General features: G+C 63.0%; 21 protein-coding genes. 3 read left to right on the top strand and 18 right to left on the bottom strand.

What is annotated here, in order from left to right; genetic code table 11:
- Positions 1-91 precede the first annotated feature (91 nt).
- The 9 genes from ABNP31_RS13680 to ABNP31_RS13720 all read right to left on the bottom strand — a co-directional run bounded on the left by ABNP31_RS13680 (position 92) and on the right by ABNP31_RS13720 (position 9,939).
- Complete coding sequence (locus ABNP31_RS13680; RefSeq protein ID WP_085664785.1) at positions 92-1,513, bottom strand: undecaprenyl-phosphate glucose phosphotransferase; 1,422 nt, start codon at positions 1,511-1,513, stop codon at positions 92-94.
- 157 nt (positions 1,514-1,670) lie between these two features.
- A complete protein-coding gene (locus ABNP31_RS13685) occupies positions 1,671-2,423 on the bottom strand; it encodes a WecB/TagA/CpsF family glycosyltransferase (protein ID WP_350012389.1) in 753 nt (250 codons plus the stop codon).
- Complete coding sequence (locus tag ABNP31_RS13690) at positions 2,423-3,610, bottom strand: glycosyltransferase family 2 protein (RefSeq protein WP_085664784.1); 1,188 nt, start codon at positions 3,608-3,610, stop codon at positions 2,423-2,425. Before ABNP31_RS13690 ends, ABNP31_RS13685 begins: the two co-directional genes overlap by 1 nt.
- On the bottom strand, positions 3,607-4,809 hold the full coding sequence (locus tag ABNP31_RS13695) for a glycosyltransferase (RefSeq protein ID WP_350012390.1): 1,203 nt from the start codon (positions 4,807-4,809) through the stop codon (positions 3,607-3,609). The genes ABNP31_RS13690 and ABNP31_RS13695 overlap by 4 nt, the downstream gene beginning before the upstream one ends.
- 60 nt (positions 4,810-4,869) lie before the next feature.
- Complete coding sequence (locus ABNP31_RS13700; protein WP_238066374.1) at positions 4,870-5,874, bottom strand: VirK/YbjX family protein; 1,005 nt, start codon at positions 5,872-5,874, stop codon at positions 4,870-4,872.
- Positions 5,875-5,944: 70 nt separating this feature from the next.
- Positions 5,945-6,922 (bottom strand): glycosyltransferase family 2 protein, encoded by a 978-nt coding sequence (locus ABNP31_RS13705; RefSeq protein WP_350012391.1) that lies wholly within the window; start codon positions 6,920-6,922, stop codon positions 5,945-5,947.
- Positions 6,923-6,927: 5 nt separating this feature from the next.
- A complete protein-coding gene (locus ABNP31_RS13710) occupies positions 6,928-7,452 on the bottom strand; it encodes a serine O-acetyltransferase (RefSeq protein ID WP_025339010.1) in 525 nt (174 codons plus the stop codon).
- An 8-nt stretch (positions 7,453-7,460) separates the two neighbouring features.
- On the bottom strand, positions 7,461-8,417 hold the full coding sequence (locus ABNP31_RS13715) for a glycosyltransferase family 2 protein (RefSeq protein WP_350012392.1): 957 nt from the start codon (positions 8,415-8,417) through the stop codon (positions 7,461-7,463).
- Between the two features lie 55 nt (positions 8,418-8,472).
- The gene (locus tag ABNP31_RS13720; RefSeq protein ID WP_350012393.1) at positions 8,473-9,939 is read right to left on the bottom strand and encodes a GMC family oxidoreductase; all 1,467 of its coding nucleotides are present in this window, start codon (positions 9,937-9,939) and stop codon (positions 8,473-8,475) included.
- 373 nt (positions 9,940-10,312) lie between these two features.
- On the opposite strand from ABNP31_RS13720, the gene ABNP31_RS13725 reads away from it, so the two are divergent.
- The 3 genes from ABNP31_RS13725 (at position 10,313) to galE (ending at position 15,514) form a co-directional block, all read left to right on the top strand.
- Positions 10,313-11,839 (top strand): O-antigen ligase family protein, encoded by a 1,527-nt coding sequence (locus tag ABNP31_RS13725; protein WP_350012394.1) that lies wholly within the window; start codon positions 10,313-10,315, stop codon positions 11,837-11,839.
- A 5-nt stretch (positions 11,840-11,844) separates the two neighbouring features.
- A complete protein-coding gene (locus tag ABNP31_RS13730; RefSeq protein ID WP_238066377.1) occupies positions 11,845-14,460 on the top strand; it encodes a cellulase family glycosylhydrolase in 2,616 nt (871 codons plus the stop codon).
- 79 nt (positions 14,461-14,539) lie between these two features.
- Positions 14,540-15,514, top strand: coding sequence for a UDP-glucose 4-epimerase GalE (galE, locus tag ABNP31_RS13735; protein WP_085615582.1), 975 nt, complete (start codon positions 14,540-14,542; stop codon positions 15,512-15,514).
- Positions 15,515-16,206: 692 nt separating this feature from the next.
- On the opposite strand, the gene ABNP31_RS13740 is transcribed toward galE, so the two are convergent.
- The 9 genes from ABNP31_RS13740 to ABNP31_RS13780 form a co-directional block, all read right to left on the bottom strand.
- The gene (locus ABNP31_RS13740) at positions 16,207-17,013 is read right to left on the bottom strand and encodes a CpsD/CapB family tyrosine-protein kinase (protein ID WP_085593459.1); all 807 of its coding nucleotides are present in this window, start codon (positions 17,011-17,013) and stop codon (positions 16,207-16,209) included.
- A 10-nt stretch (positions 17,014-17,023) separates the two neighbouring features.
- On the bottom strand, positions 17,024-18,586 hold the full coding sequence (locus tag ABNP31_RS13745) for a GumC family protein (RefSeq protein WP_085593461.1): 1,563 nt from the start codon (positions 18,584-18,586) through the stop codon (positions 17,024-17,026).
- A gap of 19 nt (positions 18,587-18,605) precedes the next feature.
- On the bottom strand, positions 18,606-19,721 hold the full coding sequence (locus ABNP31_RS13750) for a hypothetical protein (protein WP_025339250.1): 1,116 nt from the start codon (positions 19,719-19,721) through the stop codon (positions 18,606-18,608).
- A 24-nt stretch (positions 19,722-19,745) separates the two neighbouring features.
- Positions 19,746-20,303: a polysaccharide biosynthesis/export family protein gene (locus ABNP31_RS13755; RefSeq protein WP_025339251.1), complete on the bottom strand. Its 558-nt coding sequence runs from the start codon at positions 20,301-20,303 to the stop codon at positions 19,746-19,748.
- 243 nt (positions 20,304-20,546) lie between these two features.
- Positions 20,547-20,723, bottom strand: coding sequence for an EPS-associated small membrane protein EppA (gene eppA / locus ABNP31_RS13760; RefSeq protein WP_075045301.1), 177 nt, complete (start codon positions 20,721-20,723; stop codon positions 20,547-20,549).
- 252 nt (positions 20,724-20,975) lie between these two features.
- On the bottom strand, positions 20,976-21,518 hold the full coding sequence (locus ABNP31_RS13765; RefSeq protein WP_075045302.1) for a helix-turn-helix domain-containing protein: 543 nt from the start codon (positions 21,516-21,518) through the stop codon (positions 20,976-20,978).
- Positions 21,519-21,740: 222 nt separating this feature from the next.
- Positions 21,741-23,159 (bottom strand): short-chain fatty acid transporter, encoded by a 1,419-nt coding sequence (locus tag ABNP31_RS13770; RefSeq protein WP_075045303.1) that lies wholly within the window; start codon positions 23,157-23,159, stop codon positions 21,741-21,743.
- 190 nt (positions 23,160-23,349) lie between these two features.
- Positions 23,350-24,006, bottom strand: a complete 657-nt coding sequence (locus tag ABNP31_RS13775; protein ID WP_025339254.1) for a CoA transferase subunit B — start codon at positions 24,004-24,006, stop codon at positions 23,350-23,352.
- Positions 24,007-24,041: 35 nt separating this feature from the next.
- The gene (locus ABNP31_RS13780) at positions 24,042-24,740 is read right to left on the bottom strand and encodes a CoA transferase subunit A (RefSeq protein ID WP_085624876.1); all 699 of its coding nucleotides are present in this window, start codon (positions 24,738-24,740) and stop codon (positions 24,042-24,044) included.
- Between the last annotated feature and the right edge of the window lie 105 nt (positions 24,741-24,845).

Genomic DNA, 24,845 nt, shown 5'->3' on the forward strand with positions numbered 1-24,845 from the left:
ACCGGCACAGCCGGTGCCATGCACCGCGTTGGATTCTTCGCGGGTAAACCCGCTCCCACAGGGTGCGCAGAGCGCTTGCGAGATCTGTGCGTCAGTAGGCCTGCTTGCCGGTAAAGGCGCTAAGTGTGCGCACCAGAATCACGAAATCCAGCCACAGCGACCAGTTGTTGATGTACTCGATGTCCGAGTCCACCCGCTGGATCATCTGCTCGATATCCCTGGTCTCGCCCCTGAACCCACGCACCTGCGCCAGTCCGGTCATGCCAGGCTTGATATTGTGGCGGGCAAAGTAGTCGACGATGTCCTGCGAATACAGCGTGTCATGCTGCAAGGCATGCGGCCTTGGCCCGACCAGCGACATCTCCCCGGTCAGCACATTGAACAACTGCGGCAGTTCATCCAGGCTGGTGCGGCGGATGAAGGCGCCGACCCGGGTCAGCCGCGGGTCATTCTTCTGCGCCTGCCTGACCACGCCCTCTTCCGGCTGATGGACATGCATGCTCCTGAACTTCCAGATGCGGAACGCTTCCCCGGTCCAGCCGGTGCGTTCCTGGCGGAAGAACACCGGGCCGCGGCTATCGAGCTTGATGGCCAGCGCAACGGCAAGCAACACCGGCGATGCCAGCAGCAGGATCAGCGCCGCCAACACCCTGTCCTCGAGGTTCTTCAGGAACAGGCTCATGCCCGTCAGCGGTGTTTCCGACAAGGTCAGCACGGGAATGCCGGCAATTTCCCGCACGCTGTGGTTGATCAGGCGCAACGAGAAGATATCCGGCACCCAGTTCACCGCAATGCACTTGTCGAGCAACTTGAAATACACATCATTGATGACCTCGGAACCACCCAGTGGAGTCACCAGGTACACCGTGCGGATGCCGTAACGGGCCACGACATCGTCGAGCTCGGCAACATGCCCGAGTACTGGCATGCGCTGCTTGCCGTCGGCGCTTTCGCGCCCCGGCTCATCGGCGCTGTCGATCAGCACGCAGCCCAGCACACGCTCGCCGAACCAGGGGTTGTTGCTGATTTTCTGGTACAGGAAGTTGGCCAGGTCACCGGCGCCGATGATCAGGGCGTTGTCCAGGCGGGCATGGGCGGTGAAGCGCTTTTGCAATTCACGCACGGCAAAGTGCAGGAACAACTGGGCGATGTAGCCAATGATGAACAACTGCACCACCAGCAGACGCGAATAGGTTTCGCTCTGCTTGGCCAGGAAGGCCATGACCACAAGGAAGCAAAAGGTTGCCGACCAGGCCTTGAACAGCCGAAAAGCCTTGATGGAAAGGCCAACGTTGGTACGGTAGATCGCATAATGATCGTAGATGACGGCCAGGGCGCCAACCAGCAACAGCAGCATGATCACGTAATCGGAGGTGATGTAGCCAAACTGGTCGTAGATCAGGTACCAGGCAATACCGGTGACTGCAATCCCATCGAGGCCGGCCTGAATGGCGTTACTTACGCTGCTTCTTCTCTGCAGCAAGGAACGACTGCTTCTGGGCTCGAGAACCATTTCAGACCTCATCAATTTGCGCGCAGCAAGTGCCTTCCACAAACCAGCAAGACTTGACAACGGCTCATGCAAAGCCCGTGAAGCGAAATCCTGCAGCCCCAACCCATTGATCTCACTGTAGCAGCCATCCGCCATCAGTGTGCGCGGATTCTGCCGCTCATACGGGGTGTCTGGCCGCCCCTCCGTCGCGGCGGTACAGCAAGGTACGCAGCAGGAACAACGGGTTACCCACCACATAACGCATGAACAAACGCTTCGGCTCGCGCAACAGTCGGTACAGCCACTCCCCGCCCAACCGCCGCAACCACTCGGGCGCCCGGCTGACCTTGCCGCCGAGAAAATCCAGGATCGCGCCGCCGCACACAATCAGGCACGGCCCGCCAGTTGCTGCCAGCCTTGCCGCCACAACCTCCTGCCTGGGCATGCCCATGCCCAGCACGATCAGCTCCGGTTGTTGCTCCCTGGCCAGTTGCAGGTAGGTATCGACGCTGGCAAAGCCATCGTGGACCGACACTGGCACCACCCCGAACATGGCTGTGCTGCGCTGCACGGCCTGGTCCAGGTAAGGTTGCCGGGTGCCCCAGAACGCGACCCGCCGCCCACGGTAGGCGGCCAGGAGCCGAGGAATGAAGTCGGTGCCATTCATGTTGAGCCCCGGTTCAAGCCCCAGCCGGCGATACAGGATCGCCATGCCGGAACCGTCGCGCAGCAGCACGTCGGCCGCCGACAATGCCTGGTGGCAGGCGCCATCGCGCACCACCAGGTTCATTGCATGGGCATTGACGAAGCCCAGCACGGTCGCGGCTTCCGGGGCGCTCAGCCTGTCCAGCAGGCGCTGCGCGGCAGTGGCATCCACCACCACTTCCAGCTTGCCGACAAGGGTGTTCCAACGTTTCTGCCATTCAGCCATCAGTCTTCATCCCGTTTCGAACGTACCCATTCAACCTGGCGCTTGATCAGGAACCCCAGATACAAGGGGACCTTCCTTGCGGCGTAAAACGGCGCGTACAGCAGCACGGAAAACGGGATCAGTTCGCGACAGAAGCGCGCCCAGGCCAGTGCGACGGCAAGGCCGAGCAATGCCAGCGCGCAAAGGGCGATCCAGGCAGGTGCCGCCAGGCCGAACAGCAGGTACGCCAGCCAGGCCACCAGGTTGAGCCCGAGCAGGCTCAGCACCAGCAACGCCAGGGGCGGCACCAGCAGGTCCAGGGTCATGGCCAGCAAGCTGCCGTTACGCTGGGTGACTGCGGCCAACGCACGCCTGGGCGCATCGGCCAGCATCAGGCTCAGGTGCCCATGCTCCCAGCGGGTGCGCTGGCTACCCAAGCCTTGCTGGCTGGCAGGGAACTGGCTGCTGACCACGGCCTCGGGGCAGAACACTGGCGGCTTGCCCTGCTGGCACAGGTCCAGGCCCAGTTTCACATCCTCCACCAGATGCCCGTTGGCCAGGTCGATCAAGGCCAGGTCACGCCAGCCGAACGCCATGCCGGCGCCCATCAACTGGCAAGGCAGGCCCAGCCGTGCCCAACCACGCGGGCGCACCAGGTTCTTGACCCGCCAGGCGAACTCGGCAACCTGCACTGCCAGCCCGGCCCCTGCCGATGCGTGCATCAGGTACAGCGCCTGCACCGGGCGAGCGACCTCGCGGTAGCGCCGCGCCAGGTGCTCGATCGCCCCCTCATCCACCTGGCAGTCGGCATCCACCACGATCACCACCTCGGGCGGCTGGCTGGCCAGGTGGCGCACGCCAAAATCCAGGGCGTAGCCCTTGCCGCGCAACCGCGCATCGCGGCGCTCCACCACTTCGGCACCGGCCTCGCGCGCCAGTTGCGCGGTGTCGTCAGTGCAGTTGTCCGCCACCACCAGCAAGCGGTCGCCTGGCCGCAACTGCGGGGCAATGCTTGCCAGCGTGGCACGAATCATCGAGGCCTCGTCATGGGCTGGCACCAGCACTGCCACCTGCGGACGAGCGTTGTTGCCCAACGGCTGCGCGCGCGCTGGCAGGCAAGCCATCAGCACCTGCACCAACAGCAGCAGCACCGGCAACAGGGCGATGGCCGCCAGCGTGCCCAGTAACCAAGCCAATACACTCATCATGCGGATGCCTTGAAATAGCTGGCCAGCCTGGCCGCTTCGGTATCGATGTCATGCCGTTGCAGCACACGCTGGCGGGCTGCCTCGCCCATGCGCTGCAGCGCTTCGGCAGGTTGCGCCAGGCAGTCGGCCATGGCCGCCGCCAGCTCGTCCACGGCGCCGGCAGGGAACAACCAGCCGTTCTCGCCCGGCCGCACCAGCTCGGGAATACCTGCCACATAGGTGGTCAGTACTGGCCGGCGCAAGGCCATGGCTTCCATGATCACCACCGGCAACCCCTCGGCAAAGCTGGGCAGCACCAGCGCACGCGCCGCAAGGATTTCCTCGCGCACCTGTGCGCTGCTGATCCAGCCAGTGATGCGCACCTGCTGCTGCAAGCCATGCCGGGCAATCAACGCCTCGATCTGCCCACGCATTTCACCGTCGCCGGCCAGCACCAGCTCGAAGGCGATCGCCCGGGCGGCAAGTACCCGCGCGGCCTCGAGCAACAGCAGCTGGCCTTTCTGTTCGCACAGGCGACCGACGCACACCAGGCGTGGCGCCGTGGGCACGCCGACCGGCGCCACCTCATGGAAGCTGCGCTCGAGGCCGCAATGCACCACCTTCACCTTGGCCCAGTGGTCGTGCGCCACCCAGCGAAACAACTGGCTGCGCCCGTACGAGCTGACCGCCGCGACAAATGCGGCACGCCGCACCTTCTCGCCCATGTGCAGGAACTGCGGTTTGTCGAACTCTTCCGGCCCGTGCACGGTAAAGCTGTAGGCTGGCCCGCCCAGCACGTTGGCCAGCATCACCACCTCGGTGGAGTTGGTGCCGAAATGCGCATGCACATGTTTTGCTTCGCCAGCCTTCAACCACTGCAGTACCTGGCAGGCCTCGGCCAGGTAGACCAGGTGGTAGGGCCAGGCGCGGTCGGCCCGCAGGCCAAGGCGCATGGCCAGCCAAAGCGCCTGGAAGAACCGGCGCGGCTGTGCGCGCAGCACTTGCCAGGACGGTGCCAGCAAGCCCTTGACGCCACGTTGCAGCACATAGCGGGTCCTGGCCTGTTCGCTCGAGTCCTCGGCATCCTGCAACTCGGCGTCCCACCCGCGCAGGGCAATACGCTGCACCTCTACCCCCTGGCGCTCCAGCGCCAGGATCTCGCGGCGGATGAAACTGTGGCTGACCTTCGGGTACTGGTTTATGAAATAAGCAATGCGCATAGGAATCCAGATCAAGACCCGCGTAATGAACCTTCAGGCCTGCCGTGGCAGGGCCGGCCGTTACTTCAGGCTGTCGATTACCGGCGGCCGGCGCCCCGCCGATGCCACCTCGTCAGGTGCATCCTCCTGTTTCCCTTGTAGTCCAAGGTTGTGACCGCTGCCTGGCAACGTGGCCTGCAAGCGGGTGAAAACATCGTCGAGCAACGCCTGGCGGCGGCGGTACATCGCCCGTTTCTTCGCCGGGATGTCCTGTTCCGCCCGCTGTACCGCGGCCAGCGGGAGGGCGAAGAAATCCGCATGGTTCGACGCAGTAGCGCCGTGCTCCAGCCAGATCACGTCATAATTGGCCGCCAGGTCCTGGCCTTTGTCGTTGCCGAAATAAGCGTGCCGATGGTGGCGGCAGGCGTCACTGACGGCATACAGGTGTGCCACGCCCAGGGTCCTGGCCAGGCACTTCAATGCCTCGAGCAGCAGGCTGCGTGGGCGCAACCCTTCGAAGTCCTTGGTCAGGTCGCGGTAGATGGCCAATGAGGTTTCGCTGTCGACACCCTTGTGGATGCCCTGCACGGCACCGATGAACAGGCAAAGCTCGCCCTGGCTGCGACACAGGCTGAACGCCAGGGATGCCACGCGCAGTTCGCCCTGGAACAGGTTCAATACCAACTCGCCTTCGCGCTTGAACCAGATCGGCCGGTCCAGCACCAGGCGGCAGCCCGGCGAATGGCTGGACAGCTCGCACAGCGTCAGGCTTTCGTCCCGCCCCAGCAGCAACAGCGCCGGAAACTGCCCGGCCAGCACTTCGAAGTGCGAAGCCAGCACCTCCAGGCGCTGCGGGGCTTCCCAGCATTTGCTGAGGTAAGGCCACTGCACGACACCGATGCAATCCACCCCCAGCCGCTGCAAACCTTGCGGGCCCAGCGTCGCCGTCATGCGCTGCAGGAACGCATTCAGCTCAGGCCATTGCCTGGCAATCTGCAGCGTCAACTTGCGCTTGTTGTTCAGCGCCCGCAACGAGTAGCCCGGTTGCAAGGTAAACACGCTTTTCACGATCATGCCGAGCATCATGGGCCTCTTTCTCATAGAACTGCACATAACTTATTGAATTAGCAGGGGCCCTGTGGGAGCGGACTCCTTGTCACTTGTACTCGATCAACGTCGATTTGCCGGCCGCGATGCGGTGGCGCAAGAACTTCAGTTGCCCGAGCATTTCCGGGAACTTGCCCAATACCAGGAACACCGCCTGTAGCCAGTTCTCCCGCACCGACTTGCCGCCACGGCGGGCCAGGCGTACGGCCTGCAGCGGGTAGACCAGCAGCAACAGCAGGCTCCAGCCGCCCAGCAGCAGGCAGGCCAGCACGGTCACCACGGGGATGCCCAGGCCCCACAGCCAGGCCCGGCGCGATTCGCGAAGCCAGTGCCGCTCGGGCGGCTGACCATGCAGGTAGGCCCCTTCGGCATAGGCGTGGCCAGCGCGCAGGCTACGCCGCCACCATTGGCTGAAACGGGTCATGGCGGCGTCGTGCAGGGTCATCTCGGCGTCAAGGCGCCAGACTTTCCAACCCTTTGCCCGCAGGCGCACGCACAGTTCGGGCTCTTCTCCGGCGATCAACTCGGGGCGAAAGCCGCCGACCGCGGCAAAGGCATCTACCCGCATCAGGGCATCGCCACCGCAGGCCTTGGCCTCGCCGATGGGGGTGTCCCACTCCAGGTCGCACAACAGGTTGTACACCGACCGCTGCGGGAAGCGCTCGCGTCGGCGGCCACACACCACTGCCACGTCGGGATGGTCGTCGAGAAACGCCTGCGCCGCGGGCAGCCAGCCGCTATTCACCTCGCAATCGCCATCGACGAACTGCACCAGTTGCATCGACGGCAGCCGCCGCTGCAAGGCGAAAAAGCCTTCGTTACGGGCGCGTGCGGCAGTAAACGGGGTGCCCAGGTCCAGCGCCAGTACCTCTACCCCCAAGCTGCGGGCCAAGTGCAGTGAACCATCGGTGGAGCCCGAATCGACGTACATGACCTTGTCCGCCCCCTGCTGCAGCGAAATCAGGCAACGTTCCAGGCGCTGGCCTTCGTTGCGGCCAATCACCACCACACCGACCCCGCTCGCCATGGGCCTCACTCGACGGGCGCCGTGGCGGCCGGTTGCCTGGCCTTGATGATGGCCGGCACCCCCACCGCCAGCGAATTGTCCGGCACATCCACCAGCACAACGGCATTGGCACCGATGATCACGTCGTTGCCGATACGGATGCTACCGAGCACCTTGGCCCCGGTGCCGATATCGACGTTGTTGCCGAACACCGGTGCAATCGGCTCGTTGACATTCTTCAGGCCAACAACCACCCCATTGCGGATGCGGCAGTCATCGCCAAAGCGGGCATAGCCGCTGATGACGATGCCGCCGAAATGGTCGATGACGAAGTTGCGGCCGATTACCACTTCGCACGGCAACTCCACACCCGTGATGATCTGCACGAACTTGAACAGGACCTTGTAGATGAGCGAAAACAGCTTGCGCAGCAGTGCCGGGCGCACCCCATAGCGCCAGCGGCCGAAGCGGTACACCAGCAGTACCCAGAAGCCCTGGGCGCCCCAGTCGCCACCGTGGGCACGCAGGTCGGCACGTATATTCTCGAACATGGCTCCACCTACCTTGTCGGTTGGCTGGCGTACCGGGTCTTGAACAACAGAGACCAGGTCGCCCGGCAGTGACGCCAGCAGGCCTGTATCGCGCCCCGGCCGCGTCGTTTCAACAGCGCCTTGAGTGCCAGCACCAGGTCGCCCAAGGTGACCAGCAGCATGTGCAGGGCCAGGCCCGCCAGCCCGTGATGCTTGCGAAAGTACAGCAGCTCGCTTTCGATCTGGTATGACGAGATCTGCCGGCTGGCCACCTCAAGTTCGGCCACCGACCTGGAGCTTTCCCCACCGATGTGCACCACCGTGGTATGCGGGTAGAACACCACCTTCCAGCCGGCCGCCTTCACCCGCTTGCAGTGGTCGACCTCTTCGTAATAAAGAAAGTAGCGCGGGTCGAACAGGCCCACCTGGTCGAGCACTTCGCGGCGCACCAGGTAGAAGCAGCCAGGCAGCCAGTCGCACTCGCGGACCGAGGCGTGGTCCCAGTTCATTTCGTCGACCATCTTCAGGCCGGGGAACAAGCGCCCCAGCCCGGTACGCCCGACGAACACGTTGAGCGGTGTGGGGAAGTAGCGGCAACTGGGCTGCAGGTCGCCGTCGCGGCCCTCCAGGCGCACCCCCAACACCCCGCACTCCGGGTGGGTTTCCATGTAGTCGAGGGTTTTCTGCAGGGAATCGGCGGCGACGAAGGCGTCGGTGTTCAGCAGCAAGGCGTACTTGCCCTTCAGGTGCTCCAGCAGCTGGTTGTTGGCCCGGCCGAACCCCACGTTCTGCCTGTTGCTCAGCAGCAGTGCCTGCGGGCACACCTCGGCCATGCGCTGCAGCGAGTCATCGACCGAGGCATTGTCCACCACCAGGTAGCTGGCCAGCCGTTCGCTGTCGGCCCGGCGCAGCGCATCGAACATCGGCTGCAGCAGCCTGGCCGTGTTGAAGTTGACCACCATGACGTCCACAGGTTTGCTAGCCATTGTTGCCATCCCTCGAAGAAGTCCCCGCGCCTTTGCAGCATCAGCACAACATTCGTCACACCACGGCTTCCCTGGCCGCGCTCATCCTGGCATCGAGGTGGTCGGCCAGGCGTACCGCAAACTGCAGCAGCGGCATGGTCGGGTTGGAGGCACCGCCCGTGGCAAAGATGCTGCTGCCGGCGATATAAAGGTTTTCGGTACCGAACACCCTGCAGTTGGTATCGACAACACCGAACTGCGCCGACGACGCCATGCGCGTGGTACCCATGTGGTGGGCATGTGGCGACAGCTTCAGCGGTATCGAGGTGTCATAAACGAAGTCATTGAGCTTGATGAAGCCCAGGTTCATGTCCGCCCACTGCTTGGCCAGTTCGCTGCCAATGCACTTGATGGTGTGCCGGTCATCAGCGCTCAGAGCCCAGTTGACATTGACCTTGGCCACGCCCAGTGCGTCCTTCTCGTCCAGCAGCGAGATGCGGCTGCGCAGGTTGGGGAACTGCTCGATCATGGTGCTGATGACACCGTCACCGGGGCAACTGAACTTGGTCACGAAGGCGATCTTGCCGGCTACCCCCATGTCGCAGGCCAGATTCTCCAGAAAATGCTTCACCTCGGCAGTACGACCATAGGTTTGCACATCGGCCAGCAAGGCAGCCCTGACATTGCCTTTACCTGCCTTGTATTCGTCAACGAAGGCATCGGTGGTGTAGTACTCGCGCGGCTCGGGGGCCAGCCCGGACTTGAGGATGAAGGAGCCAAGGTCAATGTTCAGATGCTCCATGAAACACCGGCCGACCAGCCCGTCCTTGCTCACGACCCCCGCCGCCAGCAACGACTCGCTGTTGAGCAGTTGCCGGGCATTCTCGATGGCACCGGTGGCCAGCACGAAGTTTCTCGCAACCAGGCGCTGGCGATTGCACGCGTAATCGGACAGTACGACTGCGGCCAGCTGGCCGGAGGCCTGGTCGAACTCCAGGTTCACGCAATTGCAGTTGATGAACACGTCCAGGCCTTGGGTCTGTTCCAGGGCTGTGGCGTACTTTTGCGCAAAACGCGTGGGCGGGCTGAGCAGAAAGCGGTCTGGCTCGAATTCTCCGCCGTCGAGGCCAGCATTCAACGCGTGAAAATCCGACCCGGGCGGCAGGTCGACGATATCCATTGCAACAGGCAGGTAGCTTGCTATCTCCGAATAGGGAATGGGCCAGCCAGGCAGGTCGCCAATAGGGGGAACGGCGAAGTCCGAGGGGCTGAACGGTCGGCAACGGCCGGCCCAATGGTTGGATGTGCCGCCCAGGTAACGCAGGCGAGCCTCCCCGGCGTACAGCTCCAGGCCAGTGGATGCACAGGCGTACAAAGCTTGCGAGTTCGCCGAATATTCACGCCCGCCACCCTCGGCAAGCAGTACGCTCCAGCCCGCGGCGGCCAGGCGCAGGCCCAGGGTAATGCCCGCGGGGCCGGCACCGATGATGCAGACATCGTAACTGTCGCGCAGGGCCTTCTGCTGTTGATAATCCTTGATCATGGGTGTTCGTTCCGGAAGTAGCGAGACGGCAATACCCAGCCGTTGATCACCACGAACCCGGGCCTGCCGGCAGGTTGGCTGGCAGCGGCTGGCGTAGCAGCGAACACCAAACCACCAACCCCCAGCAACACGCAACTCTGGAGAAACCCTCTACGACCCGTTTGCGCAGTACAAAAAGTAAGCTTCCCCATGACACAGTGACCTGCACCTTTGAAAGATTTACCCGACAAGCAGCATTACCGCCAGTCCCCGGGGCCAGCTTCACAATCGACGGCATGGCGTCGATCTCTGACCGATTGGCTAAAAGGTCACTATAGTTTCAATCAGCCACGATGCTAGCCGTTGCCCACCGACGCAAAGGTGCACATAGCCAATGCCTGAACATTTTCGTGCGTTGATCGTCATCCTGTTTCTGGCGAGCGTGGTCTTCCTGCTGGCGCGGCGGCCTGCCACCGACCTGGTCCCGCTCAGCGACTTCAAGCGCCGGCGCAACCTGTGGTTCCTGCTTACCCTGCTGGCGTTCTTCTCGCACAGCTTCTGGCTGTACCTGGGTGCTGGCGCCGTCATCCTGTACATCGCCGGGCGCCGCGAACACAACCCCATGGCGCTGTTCTACATGCTGCTGTTCCTGGTCCCGCCGGCTTCGGTGCAGGTGCCCGGGTTTGGCGTGGTCAATTACCTGGTCGACCTCAACCATATCCGCCTGCTGACCCTGTGCGTGCTGCTGCCGGCGGCACTGGCCCTGCGCCGGCAGGGCGACACCCTGCGCTTCGGCCGCACCTGGCCCGACAGGCTGTTGGCGGCCGGCCTGCTGCTGATGAGCGTGCTGTACCTGCGCGAAACCACCCTGACCGACACCCTGCGCCAGACGCTGTACCTGTATGTCGACGTGCTACTGCCGTATTACGTGGCCAGCCGTGGCCTGCGCCAGATCAGCGACTTCAAGGACACCCTGCTGGCCTTCGTGCTTGCCTCCTTCGTCCTGGCCCTGATCGGCGTGGCCGAGTACGTGCGCCACTGGCTGCTGTACAGCGCCCTGGTCGACGCCATGGGCGTGCCGTGGAGCATGTCCGGCTACCTGAGCCGTGGCGGTTCGCTGCGCGCCAGCGTCACCACCGGGCAGGCGATTGCCCTGGGCTATGTGATGAGCGTGGCCATCGGCCTGTTCCTGTTCGTCCAGGGTTACGTGCGCCGCCCCCTGCAGCGGGCGCTGGGCGCCCTGCTGCTGGCCGCCGGGCTGTTCGCGCCACTGTCCCGTGGCCCGTGGATCGGCGCCGTGGTCATCGTGGTGGTGTTCATCGCCCTGGGCAAAGGTGCGGTCAGGCGCCTGGCGCTGCTCGCCGTGGCAGGCGTGCTGGCCCTGCCCTTGCTGACCATCGTGCCCGGTGGCGACAAGGTACTGGACATGCTGCCGTTCATTGGCAACCTCGAGAAAGAGAACATCACCTACCGCGCAAGGCTGATGGACAACTCGTGGATCGTCATCCAGCGCAACCCGCTGTTCGGCTCGTTCGACTTCCGCAACACCCCGGAAATGCAATCGATGATCCAGGGTGAAGGCATCATCGACATCGTCAACACCTACATCAACCTGGCGCTACGGGTAGGGCTGGTCGGGCTTGGCCTGTTCGTGGCGTTCTTCGCCGCCGTACTGCACGGCATCCGCAAGGCCATGCGCAGTTTCCCTGACAAGGATGACGAACAACGCCAGCTCGGCCGGGCATTGCTGGCGACACTGATCGGCATCCTGGTGATCATCTTCACCGTCAGCAGCATCACCTTCATCCCGGTGGTGTACTGGACTGTCGCCGGGCTGGGCGTGGCCTACATCCAGATGGTCCGCAGGCTGCACAACAGCCAGGCCATCGCGCTGGCCGACCCCGGCCTTCAACCAAGGTGACACTTATGAGCTTGCTCCCCCTGCGCAGCCGGGGTTTTCAAACCCTGCTGCGGGTTTCGGCCATTGCCGGCCTGGCCTTGCTGCCGCTCACCGGCTGGGCATCAGCGTGGCAAGTCAGTGTCGATGAACAGAACGGCCTGCCCATGGTGACCCGCGGCGGTGGGCCGGTGATGAAAGCCAAGTTCGACTTCTGGGCAGCCAACTGGAGCTGGACCGGTTTCTCCACCACGTTCAAGGTCAATGGCCCCTACCACTACATGCTGCAGGGCAAGAACAAGGAGCTGGACTTCGACCTGGCGGCGGATATCCGCAAGGAGCAGGCGCAAACCCTGAGCTGGGCCTTCGACCTCGACGCCCATAGCCGCCAGGCCGGGGTGATGGGCGGCGGCATGGTGTTCGAGTTCGACCCTGCGCAAATTGCCGGCGAGATGGGCGCCCCGCAGCTGCTGCCCGGCAACCGTGGCTGGTCGTGGGGCAAGGCTGACCAGGGCCGGCGCATCGAAATGCGCTTCGACCCGCCGCTGACCAAGGTGTATTTCGAGCGCGGCAACCCGTCCGAACTGCGTGCGTTCATCTACAGCGACCCGATCAACGCCGGACAGCAGCAGATCAAGGCGATGCTGAACATTACCGGCGACATTGAGCTGGGGCCCACGCCCAGCGAACGCTTCGGCCTGGCCGACCCCGCCGGTTGGCCCGACGACCAACTGGACTGGCGCACCTCGCCAGTGGACCTGTCATTCCTCAACGCTGCGGAAAAGCCTGCCGGCAAGCACGGCTTCGTCAAGGCCGTTGGCGAGCAATTGATGTTCGAAAACGACACCCCGGTGCGCTTCTGGGGCACCAACCTGTCCGCCTATTCACTGTTCAAGAGCCCCGACGAAGAAATCCGCCAACAGGCCAAACGCCTGTCGGCACTGGGTTTCAACCTGGTGCGTTTGCACCACCACGACTCGCCCTGGGTCAGCCCTAACGTGTTTGGCGACGGCACCCTGGTGCGCGATACCCAGCAGCTCAGTGTCGAATCGCTGCGCAAGCTGGACCTGTGGATCAAGGCGCTCAAGGATGAAGGCATCTATATCTGGCTGGATCTGCACGTGCAGCGGGCGCTTACCGCCAATGACAACATCGATGACTTCAAGGAACTGGCCAAGGGCGAGAACCACGTCGACCTGAAGGGTTACGCCTATGTGAACCGCAGTATCCAACAAGCGATGAAACGCTTTGCCGAGCAGTACCTGACCCATGTGAACGAATACACCGGCCTGGCCTACAAGGACGACCCGGCCATCGCTGCCGTACTGCTCACCAATGAGAACGACCTCACCCAGCATTATGGTAACGCCCTGATGCCGAACAAGGATGTGCCGCACCACAGCGAGCGCTACATGGAAGCGGCCAAAGCCTTCGCCAAACAATACGACCTGCCCACCGACCTCACCTGGCGCGCCTGGGAGCATGGCCCTTCGAAGCTGTTTCTCAACGACCTGGAACAGCGCTTCAACGCCGACATGATCGCCCACCTGCGCGGCCTCGGCGTGAAAGTACCGATTGCCACCACCAGTACCTGGGGCGGCAATGGCCTGAGCGCGCTGCCGGCACTGACCGCAGGCGATGTCATCGATGCCCATGCCTACGGTGCCAATGGCCAACTGGAGAAGAACCCGTTGACCAGCGACGGCATGATCGACTGGCTCGCCGCCGCCCAGGTAGTCGGCAAGCCGCTGACCGTCTCCGAGTGGAACGCCGAACCCTTCCCGCTGCCCGACCGCCACTCGCTGCCGCTGTACGTGGCCGGCACCGCCGCCCACCAGGGCTGGGACGCCATGCTGCAGTACGCCTACAGCCAGCAAGCCTTCAACCCAGGCTGGCGCACGGCGGACAACTGGCACGCGTACAACGACCCGGCGATGATCGCCACCCTGCCCGCTGCCGCCCTGCTCTATCGCCGCGCGGACGTGAAGCCGGCCACTACCCGCTATGTGTTCGCGCCGACGCCCGCCACCCTGTACAACCAGGAGATCACCCCGCGCACTTCAGCGCTGCTGCGCACGGCCATGGAAAAGGGCCAACTGCAGATCGCCCTGCCACAGACGCCGGAGTTGCCCTGGCTGAAGCCCGCCGCCATCCCTGCCGGTGCGCAGGTACTGCAAGACCCGGGGCAGTCCTTGCTGCCAGCCGACGCCACGCAAGCGCTCAGCGACACGGGCGAGCTCAAGCGCAACTGGCAACAGGGCATCTATACCATCGACACACCGTTGACCCAGGCCGCCACCGGCTGGCTGGGAGGTCGCTCGATCAGCCTGGGCGCCATCCAGGTGCAAGCACGAACGCCGTATGCCAGCGTCGTGGTGCAAAGCCTGGACGGCAAGCCCCTGGGCCAGTCACGCGAACTGCTGCTGTCGCTGGGTACCCGTGCCGTGCCCAAGGCCGATTACAAGACACCGTTCAACGTCGAGCCGCTTGCCGGCACCTTGAGCATCAAGGCGCCTGCTGGCCTGAAACTGTTCGCCCGGGATGCGCAGGCGCAGTTGAAACCGTTGCCGATGGCTTACCAGGATGGGCGCTACAGCATCACGTTCGATGGCAAGTACATGTCCAACTGGCTGTTCTTGAAATAGGGTATATGGCCATCTACCCTCACCACAGACCTGTAGCTGAAAAGCGCGGCTGTACAACAGCAGAGTCCGGGAGGCATGGATGAAGTTTCTGGTTGTCGGTGGCGCAGGCTACATTGGCTCGCACATGGTCAAGCACTTGCTCGGCGCGGGCCATGAGGTGGTGGTGGCGGACCTGGTCTCGCCCGGCCCCGGCGTGCAGTGGGCGAAACTGGACATCGCCGACGAACCCGCGCTGGATGTGCTGTTCGGGGTTTGCCGTTTCGACGCTGTGTTCCACTTTGCCTCGTTCATCCAGGTGGGCGAGTCGGTCAGCGTGCCCGGCAAGTATTACCAGAACAATGTCTCGGCTACCCTTTCCCTCCTGCAGGCCATGGTGAATGCCGGTATCAGGCACCTGGTTTTTTCTTCCAGTGCAGCCGTTTACGGCAACCCACAGTATGTGCCGATCGACGAAGCGCATGCCAAGGGGCCGATCAACCCGTATGGGCTGAGCAAATGGATGGTCGAGCAGATTCTCGAGGACTTCGACCGGGCCTACGGTTTGAAGTCGGTATGCCTGCGTTACTTCAACGCAGCGGGAGCAGACCCGGAAGGCCGGCTGGGAGAGCGCCATGACCCGGAAACCCACCTGATCCCGTTGATCCTGCAGGCCGCTTCGGGCCGGCGTGATGCGGTAACGGTATTTGGCCGCGACTACGACACACCGGATGGTACCTGCATACGCGACTATGTGCATGTGGCCGACCTGGTGGCGGCCCATGCACTGGCGGTGGATTACCTGCTGGCGGGTGGCGAGCGAACCGCGTTCAACCTGGGCAATGGGCTGGGCTTTTCGGTGCAGCAGGTGATCGATATGGCCAGGGCGGTGACTGGCCGGCAGATCCGCACCCTCGACGCGCCCCGCCGCCCCGGCGACCCGCCCCGGTTGGTGGCGGATGCTGGCAAGGCCATGCGCATGCTGGGCTGGCGGCCGGAGTTTGCCGCATTGGAGCCGATTGTGCGGCATGCGTGGCAATGGGAGTTGCAGTATCCCTGGGTTCAGCGCCAAAGCTGAGATTGTGGGGCTCGCTACCCACCAACTGAAGGCAAGCGCCATACCTGTGGGAGCGGGCGCGCCCGCGAACACCGGCGCAGCCGGTGCCAGCCACCGCGTCGCCTGCTTCGCGGGTGAACCCGCTCCCACAGGGGCCCCATCAGCCGAAAGAATGCGCCATACCTGTAAGAGCGGGCGCGCCCGCAAACACCGGCGCAGCCGGTGCCAGCCACCGCGTCGCCTGCTTCGCGGGCATGCCCGCTCCCACAGGGACCCCATCAGCCGAAAGAATGCGCAATACCTGTAGGAGCGGGCGCGCTCGCGAACACCGGCGCAGCCGGTGCCAACCACCGCGTCGCCTGCTTCGCGGGCATGCCCGCTCCCACAGGGACCCCATCAGCCGAAAGAATGCGCCATACCTGTGGGAGCGGGTTTACCCGCGAACACCGGCGCAGCCGGTGCCAGCCACCGCGTCGCCTGCTTCGCGGGTGAACCCGATCCCACAGGGCCCCCACCAGCTGAAAGAATGCGCGATACCTGTGGGAGCGGGCGCGCCCGCGAACACCGGCGTAGCCGGTGCCAGCCACCGCGTCGTCTGCTTCGCGGGCATGCCCGCTCCCACAGGAAACCCCGTCAACTGAGGGTATGCGCTGTACCTGTAGGAGCGGCCTTGTGTCGCGATGGGCTGCGACGCAGCCCCAGAATCCTGTGCCTCAATAATAGGTCCGAGGCTGCTCGTCAGCCTTGTTCAATACCGTCCCCACCAGGTTCACCCTGGCCAGGTGATGCAGGCAATCTTCGATTTCCTTCCTGTTGTTCATACCGTTGGCCACCACCAGCAGCACACAGTCGAACTTGGGTATCACGGTGATCGCATCGTCAGAGCTGAGCAACGGCGGCAAATCGAAAATGCAGATGCGCGACTCGTAGCGGTTGCGCAGTTCGCTGATCAGGTTGTTCACTTTGGGCGACGACAGCATTTCGGTAGACAATGGCACCGGTACCCGCGTGGGCAGTACCACGAACCGAGGCAAGGTCGGGTTGACCAGGCAGTCCTGCAGCTCGGCCTTGTCCGTCAGAAACTCGTTCAACGCCTGGTCCATGGGCAGGCCCAGGCTGCTGCCGACCTTGGGCCGACGCAGGTCGAAGTCCACCAGCAACGCAGTCTTGGTGGTGTGGTGGGCGATGCTCATGGCCAGGTTGATCGACAGCACCGTCTTGCCCGCTTCAGGTGTTGGCGAGGTGATGGCCAAGGTTCGCCAGCCATTCTCGTCCATGGTCCTGAGCACTTGCGTGCGCAGCAGGTCGATCGGCCCGTTCATGTTGGAGTTCTTGTTGTAGGCGACGATACGGTGACGCTCCAGGTGCTCCGCGCGCAGCGGCACCACCTTGGTGTTCACGTAATCGAACTGGCCAGGCACTTCCACCAGCGCCGTACCTGGAGCGGGTGACAAGGCCTGCGGGGTACCTGGGGTAACCTGGTGAAGATTATTGCCAACAGCCGGCTTGGTCCTGTCCATCACTGCTTTCCTATGCAAACCGCGACATGACTTTGAACAACAGCACATCCAGTGGCATGTAGAACACGTGCACCAGCACCACCATGATAGCCGCCAGCACCAATGCAGCCAGGATCAGCCAGTTGCGCCAACGCTTGCGCCTGGCCACATCGGCCTTGGTATCGATGTATGGCAGCGCCACCAGCACCCGCCTGCCCAGCAGGTTTTCCAAGGCACCGACGCCGCGAATGCGCTGGTTGAGCATTTCCAGCAGCATCACCAGCGCACCGCCACCTGCCGGTGCCAGCACCAGGCCCAGCGCAGCGATTTTCTTGCGGTTGGGTTTGATCGGTTTCTCGGGCATCAGCGGTGGCTCCAGCAGCACAAAGCGCTCGGCCTTGTTCTCCTGCTCCAGGCTTTCGGTAATCTTCGCGCCCATTTCCTTGGCGCGGATTTCCTCGTACTTCTTGCGCGCGTTGTCGTGGTCACGCATCAAGGTCACCAGACCACGCTCGACCTGCGGCGCCTCGAGGATCTCGGCCTCGTAGCCTTCCATCTTGCGGGTCAGCTCGCGCTTCTGCTCGGCCAGCGAAGCAATGCGCACCTGTGCCGCACTCATCTTGGCGCGCACGCGGGCGACATCGAGGCCGACCGTGGAGGCCGCAGCCGTGCGATTGCCACTGGCTTCGAGCGCCTGGATCCTGCGCTTGACCGCCACCACATCGGGGTGGGCTTCCTTGTAGCGGCTCAGCAGCCGGGCATACTCGGCCTTCAGGCTGGGCAGGTCCTGGGGCTGCTCGGCACTGGCCACCCTGGGGCCTTCGCCGACCTTGGTAGCCAGCCCGGCACTGGCCGCGGACAGTTCCAGCTCAAGGTAACGCAGCTCTTCCTGGGCGGCCTTGTAATCACGGTCGACCTCGCGGAACTCCAGCTCCGAGCGTGACAGCATGTTCATGCGCAAGGTCTGGTGCTCGGGCAAGGCATTGGCGTGGGCCTGCTTGAAATCCGCCAGCTGGTTTTCCAGGCTGGCCAGCTCGGCACCCAGCTTGTTCGCCTCCTGGGTGAGGAACTCGGTGGTTTCGTTGGCCCGCTCGGTACGCTGCTTGAGGTTCTCGTTGAGGAACAGCGTGACCAACTCGTCGGCAACTTCCTTGGCCACCTCCGGCTGCTTGTGCTCGAAGGACACATTGAACGCCACGGTCGCTTCGCCACGCCCGCGTACATAGGTGGTGAGGGTTTCAACCACGATGGCACTGCGCATGTGGTCAATCTTGTCGCTATCGCTGAAGCGCTTGTCGGGGAACAGGTTGTACTTGTCGATGATGCGCAGCAGGTTCTCGCGGGTCATCACCCGCTGGCGAATCACTTCGATGCGTTCATCGGCGAAACTGGTGTTGTTGGTCGATACCAGCTCGGGTGAAATTTGCTGCGACTCCACCAGGATGGTGCCGGTCGACTGGTAGATCGGCGGCACCATCACTGCGACAGCGACGGTCGCGGCCAGGATGACTACGATGCTCACCCCCAACAACAGGGCCCGGTCCTTGATTATGGCGATGTAATCTCTGAGGGAGAGCTCGTAGTCGGACTTCATGGGGCCACCTGCCTGAAGTTCAGATGTCGGGGTACCTGTACGTCAACGTCAAACCCACGATCGTAGCGTTCGCATCAGCTTCGTGATCCTGCTGCCGATCCTTGTACATCAGCGACAGGCGCAGGTCCCAGTAGGGCGAAAACTCGCGGCTGGCCCACACGCTGTAGGTCTGCAGGGTGTTGGGGGTCTGCCCTTTGCTGTCTTGCCAGGCAGCGTCCGCGCCCACCCGGGTCAATTCGCTGACGGCGTAACTCCACACACCGCGCACCTGGTCCAGCTCGGCGAAGCCGCCTTCGGCGCTGGCCACCGTGCTGCGTTCGGCGGTAAAGCTGGCGACGGCGCGCGCACCGGTATACAGCAGCGCTACCCCACCCTCCCCGCGTCGGCCACCTTCGTCACCGGAAACCTCGGTGACACCCACATGTGCATCGGCGCTGAGGCGTTCGGAGAACTGGTACTTGACCCCGACAGCCGGGCTGTAGCTGTTGGACGCCGTCGCCGTCTGGTCTTGCTCGGGCTCATAGCGCCGGGCGCCAAAGCGGCTGTACAGATCAGCCCGCTCGCTCCAGGCGTAGGTCCAGGTGAACACGTTGCCCAGTTCTTCGTAACCCGTCAGCGTACTGATGTCATAACGGGCACGGTTGTACGTGGTTTCGTTGCTCAAGGTGCTGCGTTCGGTAACCGCCTGGCTCCAGTTGCCGGCCAGCGTATACAGCTTTTGCGTGCCATCGGTGGTGACCACGCCGGTATCCAGCACCGTTCCCGACAGCGTCGAACTTTCGTTGTAACGTGCCAGCAGGCCAAACCGCCCGCGCTCGGTCTGGCGCTGCCAGCCCAGGCTCACGTCGGGGTCCTCACGGTTGTCGACCACCGCCGTGTCGGACGAGCGCAATACATGTACGCCCAGCCCCAACCTCAGTTCGTCACGGTCGAAGGTACCGATCAGGGTGTAATCCGGCGCGATGATCGTGCGCGTTATGCCCTTTTCACCCGACGACAGCAGCAAGGGGTTGCTGTCATGTTCGACGGATGTCGGTACCACCACCGTAGACTGCCAATTTGCTGCCAGGACTGTGTCCGTAAACGGCAACACCAAGATTGCCGTTGCAATGCTAGTTGTTCTGAGAAGAGGCATTAAGTGTTCTTATTAAAGGCAAGATCAAGGAACGACCAGCGTATCGCCAGCCTGCAGTTGGATGTTGGTGGACATATCCCGGCCAGACACCAGGTCTCTATATCGCACGGGCAGAATTTTTTGGGAAGCGCCGGTGCCACGCACCACTTTGATTTCGCTTTCATCTGCAAACTTGTCCAGGCCGCCCGACATGCTCAAAGCCTGCAGCACTGCCGTAGGGCCTGCCATTTGTACCGGCCCGGGCTTGATCACTTTGCCTTGTACATAGACCAGGTTGCCGGCGATGCTCTTGACGACAACGCTGACATTCGGGTCGGGGAGAAACTTCTCGAGTTTGGCAGCCACTTGTTTTTCAACGGTCGTCACATCCAGCCCGGCAACATCGATGCGCCCGGCCAGGGGGAACGTGATACTGCCATCGGGAAGTACGGTGGCTTCCTGGCGCAGGCTGTCTTCCTGCCATACCGAAACCATCACCACATCGCCGGGGCTGAGCAGGTAGGTAGCACTGTGCGGGTCGGCCTTACCGGCACCAGACCACACCATCAGCATGCAGAACGCGGCAAACATTGAACGCACCATGAGGGTCCCTCCGGCCGAAAAGGCCCGACAAAGAGCACTGAATGAGAACAACACACCAACTCTCGCTCCGCTTCGCGGCATACACCAACCGCGATGGCCTCGATCTTCCAGAGGCCTTGCCTTGGCGCTGTGTGCCTGCAACCGTGGACCTGCACGGGCTACTGGCAATATAGCAACGGCTGGGGAATTGACAAGCCAGGCCCCGGGCCGCTGGCGTCAAGGGTTAAACCCAGGCTGGCGGACTCAGATCTGTTTCCTGTTGGCGACTGCCACAAAGCCAACGACAGCAAATGCAAAGAACCACCCTGCGGTTGAAACAGGGATGATACTGTTCTGATTGATATACATATCCGCCGCACGCGCCGCGCCACTCATCAGCGCCAGCAAAGACATCGATTTGATAATCAGAGCCGTGCGCATACGCCCCTCCTGTAAAGAGGAAAATCAACTATTTGTTGGCGTGGTGTTCGGGAGTTGTTTCACTGTTGAATTGAGCTTATGAACACAATGACATTGCGTCAACGATTCGACACTATAATAAAATTCAATGGGCGCCGGACAATGCAGTCAAAATATCGGCGCACAAATTGAGCAAAGGGCGCTGCATTGGTGACGCCAGAGTTTCATCGCTGAGAAAGGCAAGGCCGTGGGGCACTTTGGCGCCCCAGCGTGTTACTCGTCTGCGTGATGTACCACGACCAGCAACTGCGCCGGCAGCGGCCCCACCGACCTTAGCCGGTGGGGTGTCTGGGCATTGAAATGCAAGGCATCGCCTTGCTCCAGCAGCACCCGCTCGTTCATGAAGTCCACCTCCACCTGGCCGGCGTGGACGAACAGAAATTCTTCGCCCAGGTGTTCCTTGAACGTGGGGTCGCTGAACTCGGTCGGCGGCTGGATCAGGAACGGCAGCAGGCTGCGCTGCCCGACCTGGCTGGTGAGGGCCGCGTACCCCGGCCCTGCCCCGTCACCCACCAGGGCCTGGCGCTCGCCATGGCGCACCAGGCTGTAGCGGCTCTGGCCGGCCTGCTCTTCGGCGAACAGTTCTTCGACATTGACATTCAGTGCCCGCGCCAGCTTCAGCGCGGCGGCGATCGAGGGGGTGTTCAGGCCACGTTCGACCTTGGACAGGTAGCTCTTGGTCATGCCGGTCTTGTCGGCCAGCAGTTCCAGGGTCATCCCCAGTTTCTTTCGCAGCAGTTTCAATCGGATAGACATGTGACGCGGGTTTCCCAGGCGAAGGCAGCCTGGTAATGATACGTGGACTGCTCAGGAAATGCTGGGGCTGCTGCGCTGAGTCTTGTAGGAGCGGCCTTGTGTCGCGATAGGGCTGCAGAGCAGCCCCGGCAATTTGTGCACAGTTGCTGAAATCCTGGGGCCGCTTTGCGGCCCTATCGCGACACAAGGCCGCTCCTACAAAAAGCCAGCGCAGGCCCAGGGTTACGGCATCACCGGCGGCAGGTACTGCAACGTCGTACCCAATGCCCACAGCAACACCAGCACCAGCGGCACGTGCACCAGCAACTGCACGAACGAGAAGCCGATCAGGTCGCGTGCCTTGAGCCCCAGTACCCCCAGCAGCGGCAGCATGTAGAACGGGTTGATCAGGTTCGGCAAGGCTTCGGCGGCGTTGTAGATCTGCACTGCCCAGCCCAGGTGGTACTGCAGGTCATTGGCCACCAGCATCACGTAAGGTGCCTCGATGATCCACTTGCCACCACCCGATGGGATGAAGAAGCCCAGCACCGCCGAATACACGCCCATCAGCACGGCATAGGTGTCATGCGTGGCGATCTGGGTGAAGAACAGCGAAATGTGGTGGGCCAAAGTCTGCTCGTCGAGGCCCTTCACCTGTGTGAGGATGGCAGCGATCGAACCATACAGCGGAAACTGGATCAGCACCCCGGTGGTGGTCGGCACCGCGCGCGCCACCGCATCGAGGAAGCTGCGCGGGCGCCAGTGCAGCAAGGCACCAAGCATGATGAACAACAGGTTGTAAGTGTTCAGCCCGGAAATGGCGGTAATCGCCGGCTTGGTGGCGAACTCCTGGTACAGCCAGCCGGCAGCCAGGGCCACCAGCAGCAGGATCAGGATGGGGCTGTGTTCCAGCCACTCGCCCGGGCGGGTGCGCTGGGGTGCCGGTGGCGCGGTGAAGCTGGGGTCGACCCCACAGTCCTGGGCGCTGCGCGCACTGTTCGGGCCCGGGGCCGTGGCGTAGGCGATCACCAGCGAGACCACCACCAACGCCGCCAGCATCACGCCGGACTGCCAGAGGAAGATGGTTTCGGTGAACGGGATCACCCCGGTAATCGACAGGATCGACGGTGGCAGGCTGGCCGGGTTGGCCTGCAGTTGCGCCGCCGACGAAGACAGGCCCAGCGCCCACACGGCACCCAGGCCCAGGTAGGCGGCTGCACCGGCGGCGCGGTAGTCCATCTTCAGTTCGGTGCGCCGGGCCAGGGCGCGCACCAGCAGGCCGCCGAACACCAGCGACAGGCCCCAGTTGAGCAGCGATGCCAGCATCGAGATCAGCGCCACCCAGCACACTGCCGAACGGCCATTGCCGGGGATGCGCGCCAGGCGGTCGATCAGCCGCGCCGCGGGCGGCGAGCTCGCCACCACATAGCCGCCGATGACCACGAAGGCCATCTGCATGGTGAACGGGATCAGGCTCCAGAAGCCATCGCCAAAGGCCTTGGCGGTGTCGGTCGGCTTGGCGCCCATGGCCAGGGCGCCGATGCACACCAGCAGCACCGCCAGGGCGGCAAACACCCAGGAATCGGGGAACCAGCGTTCGGCCCAGTTGGAGCAGCGCAAGGCAAAGCGCGCGGAACGGCTGTCTTGGATTTCAGCGGCCACAGTTCAATTCCTTTTATTGGTTTTATCGGATACATCAGCAAATGCAAAACCCCTGTAGGAGCGGCCTTGTGTCGCGAAAGGGCCGCAACGCGGCCCCTCGATCTCGGCATCGATGCCAAAATCGCGGGGCTGCGTTGCAGCCCTTTCGCGACACAAGGCCGCTCCTACAGGGGCGGTGCGCGGCGATAGATTAGAAGGTCATTTCCTTCACATCATCCGGCACGATCAGCTTGCCGGCGGTTTTCTCGATGATTTCCTCAACGCTCACCCCGGGCGCGGTCTCGCGCAGGATGAAGGCGCCGTCTTCGATTTCCAGGTAGGCCAGGTCGGTCAGCACCTTGCGGATGCAGCCAGCACCGGTCAACGGCAGGCTGCACTGCGGCAGCAGCTTGGACTCGCCGTCCTTGGAAGCGTGGGTCATGGTGACGATGATGTTCTCGGCACCGGCCACCAGGTCCATGGCGCCGCCCATGCCCTTCACCAGCTTGCCCGGGATCATCCACGAGGCGATGTTGCCTTGCACATCCACTTCGAAAGCGCCGAGCACGGTCAGGTCGACATGGCCGCCACGGATCATGGCGAACGACTGCGCCGAATCGAAGATCGAGGCACCGCGGCGGGCGGTGACGGTCTGCTTGCCGGCGTTGATCATGTCGGCATCGATGGTGCCTTCGGTGGGGAATTCGCCCATGCCGAGCAGGCCGTTTTCCGATTGCAGCATCACATCCATGTCGGCGGGTACGTAGTTGGCCACCAGGGTCGGAATGCCGATGCCCAGGTTGACGTAGTAGCCGTCCTTCAGTTCACGGGCGACGCGTTGCGCCATCTGTTCGCGGGTCAGTGCCATGGTCAGGATCTCTTTGTTGTTCTGGTGGATGGCGCTCAGGCCTTGACGGTGCGCTTTTCGATACGCTTTTCGAAGGTGCCGACGATGACGCGGTCCACGTAGATGCCCGGAGTGTGGATCTCGCTGGGCAGCAGCACGCCAGGTTCGACGATCTCTTCCACTTCGACCACGGTGATCTTGCCGGCGGTGGCGGCCAGCGGGTTGAAGTTTTGCGCGGTGTTGCGGTACACCACGTTGCCGTAGTGGTCGGCCTTCCAGCCCTTGACGATGGCGAAGTCGCCGGTGATGGATTCTTCGAGGATGTACTTGCGGCCGTTGAACTCGCGCACTTCCTTGCCGTCGGCAACCGGGGTGCCGTAGCCGGTGGCCGTGTAGAAGGCCGGGATGCCGGCGCCACCGGCGCGCATTTTCTCGGCGAGGGTGCCTTGCGGGGTCAGTTCCACTTCCAGTTCGCCGCTCAGCAGCTGGCGTTCGAACTCGGCGTTCTCGCCCACGTAGGAAGCAACCATCTTGCGGATCTGCCGGTCTTCCAGCAGCACGCCCAGGCCAAAGCCATCGACACCGCAGTTGTTGGAGACCACGGTCAGGCCCTTGACGCCACGGCGCCTGATTTCGCTGATAAGGTTTTCCGGGATGCCGCACAGGCCGAAACCACCAGCCAGTACCGTCATATTGTCGGTCAGGCCTTCGAGGGCCTGTTCATAGGTTGCAACGCGCTTGTCCAGTCCGGCCATGCTGATCCGCCTTTTGTAGTTGTTGAACCGACGAGGCTGTCGGTGAGCGTGTGGGGACATCTTCACCGCAAGCGACTGATTTGTTAATTTTGTTTTCATCATCGA

The sequence above is a fragment of the Pseudomonas asiatica genome, from assembly GCF_040214835.1.
Lineage (GTDB): Bacteria > Pseudomonadota > Gammaproteobacteria > Pseudomonadales > Pseudomonadaceae > Aquipseudomonas > Aquipseudomonas putida_Z.